We start from the raw sequence: 12,524 nt of genomic DNA, 5'->3' as shown, positions 1-12,524 counted from the left end.
CGACCGTTTACCCGTTGCAGATCCCCACCCGACCGCGCGGCGGTTGGGTCGAATCGCGACTGCGTTTTTCTTGCGGAATATCGAGCGGTCGATACCGTCGTGGGCGGTCGTGTTGCTACTCGGCGAGGAGTTCGTCGAGGAGGTTGCGGTGGGCGGCGCGGAGGTGCTGGTGGAAGGTCGCGGGCGCGATGTCGAGTGCGTCGGCGAGGTCGTCGCCGCTCGCGTCGCGCGGCCACTCGAAGTAGCCGTTCTCGTAGGCGGCAGTGAGGACCGTTCGCTGGCGGTCGGTGAGCGCGTCGAGCGCATCCTCGTGGGTCGCGTCGGCGCGGTCGATTTCGCGCTTCGACGCAATGGAGACTGTGGCGGCGACGGCGTCAAGACGGTCCACGACGGCGGGGATGGTCGCACCGGGCGCGAGTCGCGCGGTGAGTTGGGCCGTGCCGTTCTCCACGCTGCCGTCGGCGAGCGTCGCGCCCACGTCTGCGAGCGCACCGAGCACCGACCCGGCGGGGCGCGTCGTCTCCACGACCACGCCGCCGGACGGCGGTTCGGACACTCGAACGGTGTCGTCCGTCGCGTTCCGAACGCGTTCCGCGGTCGCGTCCGGGCCGGTGATGCCGAACGTCACAGTGAACCCCGCGGATTCGTCGGTGTAGCCGAGCATCGTCGCGCGACAGTCGAGGTCGCGGGTCGCGTCGTAGGGGAACAGTCCGGCGTCCGTGACGCGGAGGTCGAGTTCCACGAGGCGGCCCGCGTGGAGGCGACGCCGGCGTTCCGACGCCGCCAGCCCCGCGCCGACGAGCGCGCCGACCTCGGACAGCATCCCTACGAACGCCGGGGGGAGAGCGTCCTCGCGCGCGGCGTGCGTGACGAGAACGCCGTACAGGGCGTCGCTCCACTGGAGCGGAACGGCCGCGACCCGTTCGACGCCACGGGCCTCCGCGGCCGTTCGGCGTTCCTCGTCGGCGACCGCGTCGACGGACGCGACGGCGGGTTCGCGGTCGGCGAGCGCGCGCCCGACCGGCCCGCCCTCCCCGCCCGTAGTCGGTTCCAACGCGCGCTCGAAGTTGTCGTCGAGTGGCGCGGCCGCTCGCGGTTCGACGGAGGCAGTCATCCGCCGCGTCCCGAGCCACGCGTACGACACGCCCTCGACGCCCGCGACCGCCTCGCAGACGCCGTCTTCGAGGTCGCTCCGGCCGGACGCCTCGACGAGGCGGTCACATACCCGGTGGAAGAGCGCGTTCTCCCGGGAGAGCCGCGAGTCCATACCGAGAGTGCGGTACGCCGACACTTAGGCGCGTTGTCCGACCTCGCGGAAACCGCACCACACTTCTCCCCCGCCCGCGTACCCGACTCCATGTCCGTGTTCGGCTCGGTTCGCGCGTTCCTCAATCGGTTCGTTCACCCGTGGATCGCCGCCATCGTGCTCTCCGGGCTCTCCCTCATCACCGTCGCCGCGGTCGCGGCCGTCGTCGCGGTCGCCGCGGGGAACCTCGGCTACTATCGGTTCGAAGCGCGGTTCGTCCCGCTCTCCGCGCTCGTCTCCCTCCTCGGCATCCTCGTCATCGCGGTCTGCATACTCTACCTCGCCGTTCTCCGCGTCCTCCAGGTCGCCGGGCTGGCGGAGAGGAAAACACCCTAGTGGCGGCCCGTCGAGTACGCGAACGAATGCAGACCACCCACCGCACGCTCGCCGCGGACGCCCGCGACATGGCCGCCATCCCCGACGGCTCGGTGGACCTCGTCGTCACCTCACCCCCGTACCCGATGATAGAGATGTGGGACGACCTCTTCCGCGAGGCCGACCCCGCGGTCGGGGACGCGCTCGACGCCGCGGACGGCGAGGCGGCGTTCGAGCGGATGCACGCCCAGTTGGACGCGGTCTGGGACGAACTCGCGCGCGTCCTCGCCGAGGGCGGTATCGCGTGCGTGAACGTCGGGGACGCCACGCGGAACCTGGACGAGTTCCGCGTCTACCCGAACCACGCCCGCGTCACGAGCGCGCTCACGGAACGCGGGCTGAGCCCGCTCCCCGAAATCGTCTGGCGGAAACCGACGAACAGCGCCGCGAAGTTCATGGGGAGCGGGATGCTCCCGCCGAACGCGTACGTCACGCTCGAACACGAGTACGTCCTCGTCTTCCGCAAGGGCGGGAAGCGCGGGTTCGAGCCGATGGACGACGACCGCTACGCGTCCGCGTACTTCTGGGAGGAGCGAAACGAGTGGTTCAGCGACCTCTGGACGGACATCACGGGCGAACTCCAGTCGGTCGAGAACGCCGACCGCGAGCGCTCCGCGGCCTTCCCGTTCGAACTCCCCTACCGCCTCGTGAACATGTACTCGACGCGCGGCGATCTCGTTCTCGACCCCTTCTGGGGAACCGGCACCACCACGACCGCCGCGATGTGCGCCGGCAGGAACTCCGTCAGCTACGAACTCGACGCGTCGCTCGTCGAGCGGTTCGCGGACACCGTCTCGGCGCTCCCGGAGCGCTCGCGAACCGTGGCGCGCGAGCGCCTCGACGCCCACCGCGCGTACGTCGAACGAACCGACGACGACCTCGCGTACGACGCGTCGAACTACGACGTTCCCGTCCGCACCAAGCGCGAACGCGACATCCAACTCTACGCAGTCACCGACATCGAAGCCATCGAGGACGGCTACCGCGCCACCCACACCCCGGTCTGAGCCGCCCGAGATTCGTCCGAACGGCCGCTCGCTTTTTGTCGCGCGCGCCGGAACGCCCGACTGATGGGTGAGCACGCGATTCCGAAGGGCGTCGACCGCGACACCCTCCTCGACATCATCTCGGGGTGGGCGGCGGCCGGCGCGACCGACGGCCCGGTGTACACGAAGGACGCGGCGAGCGAACTCGACGTGAGCGACGCCGTCGGCCGACAGACGCCGTTCCTCGAATCCCTCAGCGTTCTCGAACCCGACGGCCAACAGCACGAACTCACCGCGGACGGCGGCCGATTCGCGAGCGCGCTCCGGGACGGCGACGAGGACGCCGCGCGCGACCACGCCCGACGCCTCCTCGACGACTGGCCGCCCACCGCAGACATCCGCGGCGTCCTCCGCGACAACCCACTCACCGAGGACCGCCTCCACGCCTTGCTCGCCGCCATCACCGGCCACGAACCCGAGGGACGCGCCGACACCGGCCTCCACACGCTCCTCGACCTCTACGACTGGGCGGGCGTGCTCGACCGCGACGACGACACCTACCGACTCCCCGACGACGCGAACGAGACTCAGCCCACCGACCTCGACAGCCTGGTGACCACGCTCCTCGCGAGCGACGCGCTCGACGTGAACACCGACCCCGGAACCCAAGCCGGAAGCGACGCGCTCGCGCTCAGCCTCGACCTCAGTCTCGACGCCGAACCCGACGAAATCGAAGCCCTCGTGCGCGCAATCCGCCGCGGCCTCACCGACGAAAACTAGTCCAGTTGCCGCCACCGCGACGACGTGCTGAGCGCCGTCACCACGCCCTGCACGTCCCGCTGCGTCGTCTCGTAGAACCGCTCGCGACCGACCGGCGTCCGCACCCGCAACAGCACCGTCTCCCGCGTCGCCACGAACACCGACACCTCCCACGACGACCCCACGGTCCCCCACCGACCGCGGAGCGACGACGCCGCAGCATCGGCGACCTGCGACCCATTCTCCCAGTTCTCCCGCGACACCCGAGACACCTCGAACGGCACCACCTCGGGCAACCGCGCACGCGACCCACCAGCGGAACCACGACTAGGCATACCACACCAACCGCGCTCCACCGACAAAAATTGTCGGAATCACTGCGCACGGATTCGTCGCTCACTGAACGTTCACGACAGAAGACAGTGGGTCGGGGCGGATTCGAACCGCCGGCCTGCTCCGTGTGAAGGAGCCGTCATAACCGAACTAGACCACCGACCCTCACTCATCGGTAGTCGGGTGGAAAACTTAAGACTGCTTATTCCGACCGGGCGTTGTTGGGGCGGTCGCGAGACGTAGTGCGGTCGTCCTGGGCGGTCGTACCGGTGCGTTCGGCGTGGTGTCGGCGGCCACCGCAGCAATATTTTAGGCTGACCTAAATCGGAACGCTTTAGTCGTTGTTAGGCGTGCCTAAAACTAGCGTCGGTTGGCATCACTTCCGGCGTTGTCTGTCCCACTCCGGCGGCTATCACAACCGCTTTCACGCCGCCGGAACACCCCATTCCTATGCCAGAGACGGAGTGGTCCCCGTGAGCGACATCCAGCGCGTCGCACGCGGCGACCAGCACGCCGACCTCGTCGTCCGCGGCGGCCGCGTCTACCGCCCCGAAACCCGACAGTTCGACAGCGTGGCCGTCGCGGTCGTGGACGGCACTGTCGCCGCGCTCACCGACGACCCCGACCGCGTCACCGGCCCCGACACCACCGTCGTCGAAGCCAGCGAGAAAGCCGTCGTCCCCGGGTTCGTGGACGCTCATACCCACGTCGACCTCCACCAGGCGTTCGACTACGCGTACCAGTACGCGCTCCGCGGCGGCACCACCACGCTCGTCACCGAACTCGCGTCCTGGGGCGAACTCGCCGGCCCCGACGCCGTCGACGCGATGCTCGACGCCACCCGCGACCTCCCCGTCTCCGTCTACACCACCGTCCCGCCCGGCCCCTGCCTCGACACGTTCACCAGCCCGCTCTGCACGCCCGACGACCTCGCCGCCACCCTCGACCGCGACCGCGTCGTCGGCGTCGGCGAAGCCGCGTGGATTCACGCCGTCGGCGAACCGAGTCCCGTCCACGACCTCTACGACGCCGCGCACGACCGCGGGCTCACCGTCGGCTCCCACGCCGCCGGCTGCCGCGGCGATGCGCTCGCGGAACTCGCGACATGGGTGGACGACGACCACGAATCCATCAGCGGCCGCGACCACGTCGCCAGAGTCGAGAACGGCGTCCACAGCATCGCGCGCGTCGGCACCATCCGCGACGACGCGGAAGCCCTCGGCGAGGCCTACGCGGACGTCGGGGACGCCGACTTCTCGCTCTCCACCGACGGCACGTGGCCGCGCGACCTCGTTGACGGCGCGATGGACACCGCCGTCGAGCGCGCAATCGAGGAAGGCGTCGACCCCGTGGACGCGCTCCGGATGGCCACGCTCACGCCCGCGAAGCACTTCGGACTGGACGGGAAGGGCACGCTCGCGCCGGGCTCGGACGCCGACATCCTCGTCCTCGACTCGTTGGACGACGTGGACGTCTCCACCGTCGTCGCGGGCGGCGAGGTCGTCGTGGACACCCACGACCTCCAAGTCAGCCCTCGACCCCACGACTACCCCGAAGACGCGTCCGACACTACGCCCCGACTCCCCGACGACTTCCTCACGGTTCCAGCGCCCGACGACGCCGAGCGCGTGCGCGCCATCAAGCACGAGGGCGGCCTCCTCACCTCGGAGACGACCGTCACGCCGGACGTTCGGAACGGCGAACTGCACGCGAACCCGGACGCGGGCGTGCTGAAGGCCGCGCTCTACGACCGGAGCCCCGCGGACCGCGGCGGGTTCGTCGGCTTCCTCACCGGCGTCGGCATGGACGCGGGAGCGGTCGCGACCACCATCACGTGGGAGACCGCGGGCGTGCTCGCCGTCGGCACGAACGACACGGACATGCGAACTGCGGCCGACCGCCTCGCCGACCTCGGCGGTGGCTGGGTCGTCGTCGAGGACGGCGAGGTCGTCACGGAACTCCCCGCGCCGCTCTACGGCTTCTGCACCACGCTGGACGTGACCGAAACCGAACAACACATCGGCGCCGTCGACGAAGCCCTCCGACGCATCGGCGTCACCGCCGACCGGCCGTTCCTCGCGCTCCAGACGCTCACGTTCGTCGGCGTTCCCGCGCTCAAACTCACCCCGGACGGCTACGCGGACGTGAAGAACAGGGAGACCGTCGGGCTCAGTACGTAGGCGACTCCTCGGGCACGCCCTCGCGGGCGTTCACGAGGCGCGCGAACTCGAACAGCGCGTCCGACAGCCGATTCAGGTACGCGACCGCTTCCTCGTTTATCTCCTCCTCGCCGGCGAGCGCGACGACGCGGCGCTCCGCGCGCCGACACACCGACCGCGCGTGATGGAGTTTCGCCCCCGCCTCGCTCCCACCGGGGAGGACGAAGCGCTGTAACGGCTCCAGTTCCTCGTCCGCGGTGTCGATGAACGACTCCACCTGCGCGGTGTGTTCCTCCGCCACCACCGGGTCGCCCTCCTCCGGTTCGGGGTTCGCGAGGTCGGCCTGCACGACGTGCAGGTGGTTCTGAATCGTCTCCAGCCAGCCGTCCACGTCCTCGTAGCCCGTCGGTCGCACCGTCCCGAGCAGCGAGTTCGCCTCGTCCACCGTCCCGTAGGCCTCGATGCGGTGGCTCGTCTTCGACACCCGCGACATGTCCCGGAGGTCCGTCTGCCCCTCGTCGCCGCGCTTCGTGTAAATCTTCATCTCAGGCCTCCGCCCGCGGCGCGAGCGTCCGCTCCACGTACTCCAGAATGTTGCTGCTCTCCGGCATCGTCACGCCGCGCTCCTCGTCGATGAGGACGGGAACGGCGCGCTGGCCGCTCACGCGCTTGACCTCGTTGCGCTTCGAGTGCAAGCCCTCCACCCACTTCGTGTCGTAGTCGATACCGTGGTCGTCGAGGGCGTCATGAACCCGCTGGCAGTACGGACACCCGTCGAGCGAGTACAGCACGAGGTCACTCATACACGAAACTGGGACGGCCGGCCACATAGAAGTTTCCGGGCAAGATAGCAGTAGTCAAGTGGACGAGTAGACTACGCGACTGTAGATGATAGACCGCACCTACACCGGCGACGTGACGCCGGAGATGGACGGCGAGACCGTCGCCGTCGCGGGGCACGTCCACGAACTCCGCGACCTCGGCGGCCTCGTCTTCGTCATCGTCCGCGACCGCGACAGCCTCCTGCAGGCCGTGTTCAAGGAGGACCGCGAACCCGAGCTATTCGAGGCCGCAGAAGACCTCGGCGCGGAGGACGTCGTCCGCATCGAGGGCGAAGTCACGGAGTCCGGGCAGGCCCCGGGCGGCGTCGAACTCGTCCCCGAATCCCTCGACCTCATCGACGAGGCGGACGCCCCGCTCCCGCTCGAAATCTCGAAGGACGTCGACGCCGACCTCTCCACGCGCCTCGACAACCGCGGCATCGACCTCCGCCAGCCCGACGTGAAAGCCATCTTCACCCTGAAGTCGGTGCTGATGGACGCGATGGAGGACTGGTTCGAACAGGAGGGCTTCGTCGACGTGGACACCCCCCTCATCTCGAAGGGCGGCGCGGAGGGCGGCGCGGAACTGTTCCCCGTCGTCTACTACGAGGAGGAAGCCTTCCTCTCCCAGAGCCCCCAGCTCTACAAGCAGATCCTGATGGCGTCCGGATTCGACAAGATCTACGAGACGGGCACGGCGTTCCGCGCGGAGGACTTCGCGACCAGCCGCCACGTCTCCGAAATCGCGATGTTCGACGTCGAACTCGCGTACATCGAGGACCACAACGACGTGATGGACGTGCAGGAGGAGAGCCTCCGCTACGCGCTCGAACAGGTCGCGGAGCACGCCGCACCCGAACTCGACGAACTCGGCGTCGACCTCACCGTCCCCGACGAGGACTTCCCGCGCGTCACGTTCGACGAGGCGCTCGACATCCTCGAAGACGAGTTCGGGCACTTCCCGGACGACCCGACCGACCTCGACACGAAGGGCGAGAAACTGCTCGGCGAGTACTTCGAAGACCAGGGTCATCCCGCCTTCTTCGTCGTCGGCTACCCCGACGAGAAGTTCTACTACATGCAGAACGTCGAGGGCGACGACATCGCCTCCCGGAAGTTCGACCTCATCTACAAGGGCCAGGAGCTCTCCTCGGGCGGCCAGCGCCAGCACGACGTGGACGCGATGCGCGAGATGATGCAGGCGGAGGGCGTGGACGAGTCGAACTTCGAGTTCTACCTCAACGCCCTGAGCTACGGCACGCCGCCCCACGGCGGGTACGGCCTCGGTATCGACCGGCTCGTCCAGCAGGTCTGCGAGCTCGAGAACATCAAGGAGGCGATCCTGTTCCCGCGCGACCCGAACCGCCTCGCGCCCTAAAGCCGGCAGCGCGCGCTCACTCGCGAACGCCTTTTCTCGCGGCGACGAATCCTCCGGGTATGCGCGTACTACTGCTCGGCGCGAGCGGACGCATCGGCCACCGAATCACGGACGAACTCCTCGACCGCGGCCACACCGTCACCGGCGTCTCCCGGAGCGGCGTCGACGACATCGAAGGCGAGGACTTCACGAGCGTCGTCGGCGACGCCACCGACCCCGACCAGATAGCGCGCCTCGCCGCCGGCCACGACGCCGTCGCGTCCGCGCTCGGCCCCGCAGGAAGCGAGACGCCCGACGTCCTCCCCGAGATGATGGACGCCGTGCTCGCGGGACTGCGTCGCGCGGACGTCGACCGCCTCGTCTGGACGGGCGGCGCGGGCGGCCTGCACGTCGCGCCCGACACGCTGCTCGTCGACACCGACGAGTTCCCCGACGACTGGGAGGGCCTGGCGCGCGCCGCAATCGACGCGCTCCGCCGCCTGCGCGAGGCCGAGGACATCGAGTGGACGTACGTCGCGCCCGCGGCGATGATAGAACCCGGCGAGCGCACCGGCGAGTACAGAACGAGCGTGGACGAACTCGTCGCGGACGACGACGGCGAGAGCTACATCACGATGGAGGACTTCGCGGTCGCGTTCGTGGACGAACTCGAAAACGAGGCGTTCGTCCACGAGAACGTCGGCGTCGGCTACTAGAGGTCGCCGTTCATGATGGCCGCGACCTCGTCGCGGTCGAACAACTGCTCCTCCTCGGGAATCGCGGGGTACGGGCCGCCGTCGTAGCCCGGCCACTCGCCGAACTGCTCGGGGTAGAGCTGTTTCGCGGTCATCTCGAGCTGGAAGAGGTTCATCACGGGCCCCTGGAGGGGGTTGCCGCCCGCGTACACGCGGTCGTTCTGCACTGCGGAAAGCCGGCTGCCGACCGCGTTCTCTTCCATGCTCTGCCGGACGCTCGAAATGTCGTAGTAGGAGTAACTGTAGCGGTTGATGATGACGTCGGGGTCGACTTCGAGCATCGTCTCGTAGTCGTACGCCGACTGGTAGGATACGTCGCTCTCCGTGAACGCGCCCGGGGCCTGCATCGGTCGCGTGTGGGCGTGCGCGAACCCGTCCGCGTTGAACTTGGAGGGGTAGAAGGTGCCGTCGATGAAGATGACGGACGCGACGGTCGGCCGTTCGGACTCCGGCGGGAGGCCGGACTGGATGGTCGAGAGCAGGTCGTCGTGAATCGCGGCGAGCGCGTCGTAGCGCTCCTGCGCCTGGAACACCTGCGCGACTTTCTCCGATATCTCCCAGAGCGTGTAGTACTCGTAGCTGTCCGCGTAGGCCGCCGGTGGTTCGGTGTTCCGGCGGCTGAGAACGTTCCCGAACCAGGGCGCGACGTCCTCTCCGATGGTGTTCACGTCGTCGATGTCCCACCCGTCGAAGCCGACGACGAGCGCGGGGTCGATGAGGTGGAGGTCGCTGTCGAGGTCGTAGAACACCTCCTTGTCGACGGTGATGCCGGTGCCGCCCTGATTGAGCTGGGTGAGGCCGGACTGGTCGAAGGAGACGCCGTCGAGCTGGTCGTAGTAGGCGTGGAGCGACCCGGCGGCGTTCGTGCTGAATCCGAGGGAGTTCACGGCGTCGCCGTAGCCGTACGCGACTGCCATGTCGGCGTAGAGGAGGCTGTACACCATCACGTTCGTCGGCGGTTCCTCGAACTCGACCTCGCCGACGGGCGCCATCGACACCGAGTACGGTCCGCTCGCATCGGTGGTTCCGGCGGTCGTGGCGTCCGTGGTCGCCTGCGTCGTCGTGTCGGTGGTCGTTGTCGCGTCGCTGCCGCCCTGACAGCCCGCGAGCAGGGCGCTGCCGGCGAGCGCGCCGGCGGATGCGATGTATCTCCTGCGCGTCGTGTTCGTGGGTTCGTCCGAAGCCATACGATTTAGGCAGGCCTAAAGAACTAAATGCGTTACTGTCTGCCCCCGGGACGTAGAGTTTCGTATAGTCGCCTATGGTTTATTGTGGTTGGAACCGCTTGCCGCGGGCGAGGAAGTAGAGGACGCCGAGCGACCCGACGACGGACGCGACGGCGAACGCGAGAACTGGGTCCCTAGTGTAGAGCAGTCCGCCGAGGAGGGCGCTCGGAATTACGACGACGTTCCGCACGAGGTAGTACGCGCCGGTGGTGCTCCCGCCCTCGTCGCGAGCAGCGGGACCGACGATGAGCGCCTTGTGCGCGGGGAGGCCGGCGAACCGGAGCCCGGAGAACGCGAACAGCGCGACGAACACCCAGGGGTCGGCGGGCGCGAGAATCAGAAGGACCGGAAAAATCGCGTATACCGAGAACCCGAGCGCGACGACGGGTTTGAGGCCGGCGCGGTCGGCGAGCCGGGCGACGGGGAGCATGCTAAGGAGCGCGACAGCCATCTCGACGGCGAGCAGCACGCCGAAGAACGCGGCCGGGGCGAGCGTGACGCCGAACCCCGTGAAGGAGACGGTGCGGAGGTCGGTGACGACGAGCACGAAGAACACGTACACCATGCCGTTCCCGAAGCGGACGAGCGTGTCCGCGACGAGGAGCGGGCGGAGTTCGCGCGGGAGGCCGCGGAGGTCGTCGAGGACGCTCGACACGCCCGAGAAGGATTTTCCGAGGGAGTCTCGGCTGGCGTCGTACAGCCAGTGCTGGCCGAGCGTCGCGAGCAGCGCGAACGCGACGCCGACGAGGAGCACCCCCCGGAACCCCGCGGTGAAGTCCGCGGTGAGCGCGAGGATACCGGCGGCGAGCAGCGGTCCGAGGAGGAAGCCGACGCGGCGGAAGGTCTCCGTGCTCGCGAACCCGGTGGCGAGCCGGTCGGGCGAGACGCTCTGCTTCACGATGGCGAACGTCGCGCCGAGTCCGAGGGATTTCCACGCCTGCGTGAGGAACAACCCCAGGAAAATCCAGAGCCACGCTGGAACGGTCGGCGTCGCGAGCACGGGCGCGGCCCACCACACGAGGAAGCCGAGCGTGGAGAGCGCGCCGAACAGCGTGAGCGCGCGCCGCGACCCGACGCGGTCGGAGAGCCGGCCGCCCGGATACGGGTAGACGGCGCTCACGAGGTTGCTGACGCTCCCGTAGAGTCCGACGACACCTGCGCTCGCGCCGAGGACGCTGAGGTATTCGGGGACGTATCGACTCGTCATCTGGAACGCGAGGCTGAACGCGAACATCGCCACGGACACGACGAGCACGCCGCGTTCGAGCGCCGCGAACTGTCGGAACGCGTCCAGCGGGTCCGGGCTGTCGGCCATCACGTGGGTGCTCGCGCCCCCGACTATTGAAGGGTCGGACCGAACGATTCAACACGACACGGGTCGAGACGCCGAGTATGGCCCGCGAACTCGACCACGACTGCCCGGAGTGCGACGAGGAACGCGAGTTCTACCGCAGCGCCGCGACGCACCTCCACCTCGGCCTGAAGACGAAGTGGCACTGCCCCGAATGCGACTTCGGGTTCGTCCGTATCAACGGAATCGACTCCACAGCGGTCTAACGCGCCCTTCTTCGCCCGTTTTATCCCGGTGAGACCGCAGTCCGCGCTCCGGCCCATAAACCGTATTTTGGGATAGGAAATCGAATAGATGGGAGTGGTGGATGAGTGCGCGGGTGGGTCGTTAAGTGAGTGGTTGGCGCTCGTGGATACCGGCTATGTCTGTCGCGAGGGAAACCGCTACGACCATCCAGTGAGATGAGCGGATATGGCACAGCAGTCCAGTGGTCGTTTTTGCCGAATCACGTATTGAGTCCCTCCCGCCGAGCGCGAAGCTCGTGTACAAGGTTCTGGAACTGGAGTCGCCGCTGACGCAGGCGGATATCAGGGAGCGCAGCCGACTGTCGAAGCGCACCACAAGGCACGCCATCGGGTTGCTCGCGGACGCGGGGCTGGTGGACGATCGCGTGTACCCGCTCGACGCGCGGAAGAAACTGTACGCGCCTCAGAGCCCGGTGAAGCCGTCGACGGGGATGACCGAGTAGTCGACGGTGAGCGTGTCCTGAGTCGCGCGGACGCGCCCGACGAACTCCGATATCTCTTCGAGCGTGCCGTCGAGAATGAACAGTTCCATGCAGTAGTGGTCGCCGACGTGGTTGTGGACGTTCGAGGACACGAGCCCCTCGTACTCGTGGCGCAGTCGAATCATGCGCTCCTCGACGGTCGTGCTCTGGTAGTCGAAGAGGACGGTGACGACGCCGAGGAGTTCGCGGTCTTCGAGGCGTTTGTCCTCGAACTCGCCGAGGAGGTTGCGCGCGGCTTCCCGGAACACTTCGCTGCGGCCGGTGTAGCCGTGGGAGTCCGCGAAGTCGTCGATCCGTTCGAGGAGTTCGTCCGGCATGGAGACGCTGACGACGGCCATATGCTAACTCGGCCGGGAGAGATTATTAATC

General features: G+C 68.1%; 15 protein-coding genes and 1 tRNA gene. 8 read left to right on the top strand and 8 right to left on the bottom strand.

Annotated features, from left to right (window positions below; translation table 11 throughout):
* Nucleotides 1-115 precede the first annotated feature (115 nt).
* Complete coding sequence (locus ACOZ4O_RS11495) at nt 116-1,267, bottom strand: helix-turn-helix domain-containing protein (RefSeq protein ID WP_424525449.1); 1,152 nt, start codon at nt 1,265-1,267, stop codon at nt 116-118.
* A gap of 90 nt (nt 1,268-1,357) precedes the next feature.
* Here ACOZ4O_RS11495 and ACOZ4O_RS11490 point away from each other — a divergent pair, with 90 nt between their 5' ends.
* From ACOZ4O_RS11490 to ACOZ4O_RS11480, 3 genes are all read left to right on the top strand, one after another.
* On the top strand, nt 1,358-1,642 hold the full coding sequence (locus ACOZ4O_RS11490) for a hypothetical protein (RefSeq protein WP_424525448.1): 285 nt from the start codon (nt 1,358-1,360) through the stop codon (nt 1,640-1,642).
* 26 nt (nt 1,643-1,668) lie between these two features.
* Nucleotides 1,669-2,688, top strand: a complete 1,020-nt coding sequence (locus ACOZ4O_RS11485) for a DNA-methyltransferase (protein WP_424525447.1) — start codon at nt 1,669-1,671, stop codon at nt 2,686-2,688.
* 63 nt (nt 2,689-2,751) lie between these two features.
* Nucleotides 2,752-3,447 carry a hypothetical protein gene (locus ACOZ4O_RS11480; RefSeq protein ID WP_424525446.1) on the top strand — a complete coding sequence of 232 codons (696 nt, stop codon included), beginning with the start codon at nt 2,752-2,754 and terminating at the stop codon, nt 3,445-3,447.
* Here ACOZ4O_RS11480 and ACOZ4O_RS11475 read toward each other — a convergent pair.
* Together ACOZ4O_RS11475 and ACOZ4O_RS11470 are read right to left on the bottom strand one after the other, a co-directional pair.
* Nucleotides 3,444-3,761, bottom strand: a complete 318-nt coding sequence (locus tag ACOZ4O_RS11475; RefSeq protein WP_424525445.1) for a hypothetical protein — start codon at nt 3,759-3,761, stop codon at nt 3,444-3,446. The two genes, ACOZ4O_RS11480 and ACOZ4O_RS11475, sit on opposite strands and share 4 nt — an antisense overlap.
* An 88-nt stretch (nt 3,762-3,849) precedes the next feature.
* Nucleotides 3,850-3,924, bottom strand: a tRNA-Val gene (locus ACOZ4O_RS11470).
* A 308-nt stretch (nt 3,925-4,232) separates the two neighbouring features.
* Between ACOZ4O_RS11470 and ACOZ4O_RS11465 the strand changes: the two genes are divergently transcribed.
* Nucleotides 4,233-5,939 carry an adenine deaminase C-terminal domain-containing protein gene (locus tag ACOZ4O_RS11465; RefSeq protein ID WP_424525444.1) on the top strand — a complete coding sequence of 569 codons (1,707 nt, stop codon included), beginning with the start codon at nt 4,233-4,235 and terminating at the stop codon, nt 5,937-5,939.
* Here ACOZ4O_RS11465 and ACOZ4O_RS11460 read toward each other — a convergent pair.
* On the bottom strand, nt 5,929-6,462 hold the full coding sequence (locus ACOZ4O_RS11460; protein ID WP_424525443.1) for a cob(I)yrinic acid a,c-diamide adenosyltransferase: 534 nt from the start codon (nt 6,460-6,462) through the stop codon (nt 5,929-5,931). The two genes, ACOZ4O_RS11465 and ACOZ4O_RS11460, sit on opposite strands and share 11 nt — an antisense overlap.
* A gap of 1 nt (nt 6,463) precedes the next feature.
* Nucleotides 6,464-6,721: a glutaredoxin family protein gene (locus ACOZ4O_RS11455; RefSeq protein ID WP_424525442.1), complete on the bottom strand. Its 258-nt coding sequence runs from the start codon at nt 6,719-6,721 to the stop codon at nt 6,464-6,466.
* An 85-nt stretch (nt 6,722-6,806) separates the two neighbouring features.
* Here ACOZ4O_RS11455 and aspS point away from each other — a divergent pair, with 85 nt between their 5' ends.
* Entirely contained in the window at nt 6,807-8,117 is a 1,311-nt protein-coding gene (aspS, locus tag ACOZ4O_RS11450; protein ID WP_424525441.1) for an aspartate--tRNA(Asn) ligase, read from the top strand.
* A 59-nt stretch (nt 8,118-8,176) separates the two neighbouring features.
* A complete protein-coding gene (locus ACOZ4O_RS11445; RefSeq protein ID WP_424525440.1) occupies nt 8,177-8,812 on the top strand; it encodes an NAD(P)-dependent oxidoreductase in 636 nt (211 codons plus the stop codon).
* Here ACOZ4O_RS11445 and ACOZ4O_RS11440 read toward each other — a convergent pair.
* On the bottom strand, nt 8,809-10,038 hold the full coding sequence (locus tag ACOZ4O_RS11440; RefSeq protein WP_424525439.1) for an ABC transporter substrate-binding protein: 1,230 nt from the start codon (nt 10,036-10,038) through the stop codon (nt 8,809-8,811). The two genes, ACOZ4O_RS11445 and ACOZ4O_RS11440, sit on opposite strands and share 4 nt — an antisense overlap.
* 79 nt (nt 10,039-10,117) lie before the next feature.
* A complete protein-coding gene (locus tag ACOZ4O_RS11435) occupies nt 10,118-11,392 on the bottom strand; it encodes an MFS transporter (RefSeq protein WP_424525438.1) in 1,275 nt (424 codons plus the stop codon).
* 77 nt (nt 11,393-11,469) lie between these two features.
* Between ACOZ4O_RS11435 and ACOZ4O_RS11430 the strand changes: the two genes are divergently transcribed.
* Both ACOZ4O_RS11430 and ACOZ4O_RS11425 read left to right on the top strand, forming a co-directional pair.
* A complete protein-coding gene (locus tag ACOZ4O_RS11430; RefSeq protein ID WP_424525437.1) occupies nt 11,470-11,634 on the top strand; it encodes a hypothetical protein in 165 nt (54 codons plus the stop codon).
* Between the two features lie 221 nt (nt 11,635-11,855).
* Entirely contained in the window at nt 11,856-12,116 is a 261-nt protein-coding gene (locus ACOZ4O_RS11425; RefSeq protein WP_424525436.1) for a MarR family transcriptional regulator, read from the top strand.
* Here the strand turns inward: ACOZ4O_RS11425 and ACOZ4O_RS11420 are convergent.
* A complete protein-coding gene (locus tag ACOZ4O_RS11420) occupies nt 12,077-12,493 on the bottom strand; it encodes a CopG family ribbon-helix-helix protein (protein WP_424525435.1) in 417 nt (138 codons plus the stop codon). The genes ACOZ4O_RS11425 and ACOZ4O_RS11420 overlap by 40 nt on opposite strands.
* Nucleotides 12,494-12,524 lie beyond the last annotated feature (31 nt).

This window comes from Salarchaeum japonicum, from assembly GCF_049705945.1.
Classification (GTDB): Archaea; Halobacteriota; Halobacteria; order Halobacteriales; family Halobacteriaceae; genus Salarchaeum; species Salarchaeum japonicum_A.
The sequence above is the reverse complement of the archived record's forward strand: the minus strand, read 5'-3'. Positions and strand labels throughout refer to the sequence as shown.

Coding starts and splice junctions, on each gene's coding strand:
- ACOZ4O_RS11485 (WP_424525447.1), top strand. CDS start 1,669: ATGCAGACCACCCACCGCACGCTCGCCGCGGACGCCCGCGACATGGCC.
- ACOZ4O_RS11420 (WP_424525435.1), bottom strand. CDS start 12,493: ATGGCCGTCGTCAGCGTCTCCATGCCGGACGAACTCCTCGAACGGATC.
- ACOZ4O_RS11490 (WP_424525448.1), top strand. CDS start 1,358: ATGTCCGTGTTCGGCTCGGTTCGCGCGTTCCTCAATCGGTTCGTTCAC.
- ACOZ4O_RS11475 (WP_424525445.1), bottom strand. CDS start 3,761: ATGCCTAGTCGTGGTTCCGCTGGTGGGTCGCGTGCGCGGTTGCCCGAG.
- ACOZ4O_RS11445 (WP_424525440.1), top strand. CDS start 8,177: ATGCGCGTACTACTGCTCGGCGCGAGCGGACGCATCGGCCACCGAATC.
- ACOZ4O_RS11495 (WP_424525449.1), bottom strand. CDS start 1,267: ATGGACTCGCGGCTCTCCCGGGAGAACGCGCTCTTCCACCGGGTATGT.
- ACOZ4O_RS11430 (WP_424525437.1), top strand. CDS start 11,470: ATGGCCCGCGAACTCGACCACGACTGCCCGGAGTGCGACGAGGAACGC.
- ACOZ4O_RS11455 (WP_424525442.1), bottom strand. CDS start 6,721: ATGAGTGACCTCGTGCTGTACTCGCTCGACGGGTGTCCGTACTGCCAG.
- ACOZ4O_RS11440 (WP_424525439.1), bottom strand. CDS start 10,038: ATGGCTTCGGACGAACCCACGAACACGACGCGCAGGAGATACATCGCA.
- aspS (WP_424525441.1), top strand. CDS start 6,807: ATGATAGACCGCACCTACACCGGCGACGTGACGCCGGAGATGGACGGC.
- ACOZ4O_RS11480 (WP_424525446.1), top strand. CDS start 2,752: ATGGGTGAGCACGCGATTCCGAAGGGCGTCGACCGCGACACCCTCCTC.
- ACOZ4O_RS11435 (WP_424525438.1), bottom strand. CDS start 11,392: ATGGCCGACAGCCCGGACCCGCTGGACGCGTTCCGACAGTTCGCGGCG.
- ACOZ4O_RS11460 (WP_424525443.1), bottom strand. CDS start 6,462: ATGAAGATTTACACGAAGCGCGGCGACGAGGGGCAGACGGACCTCCGG.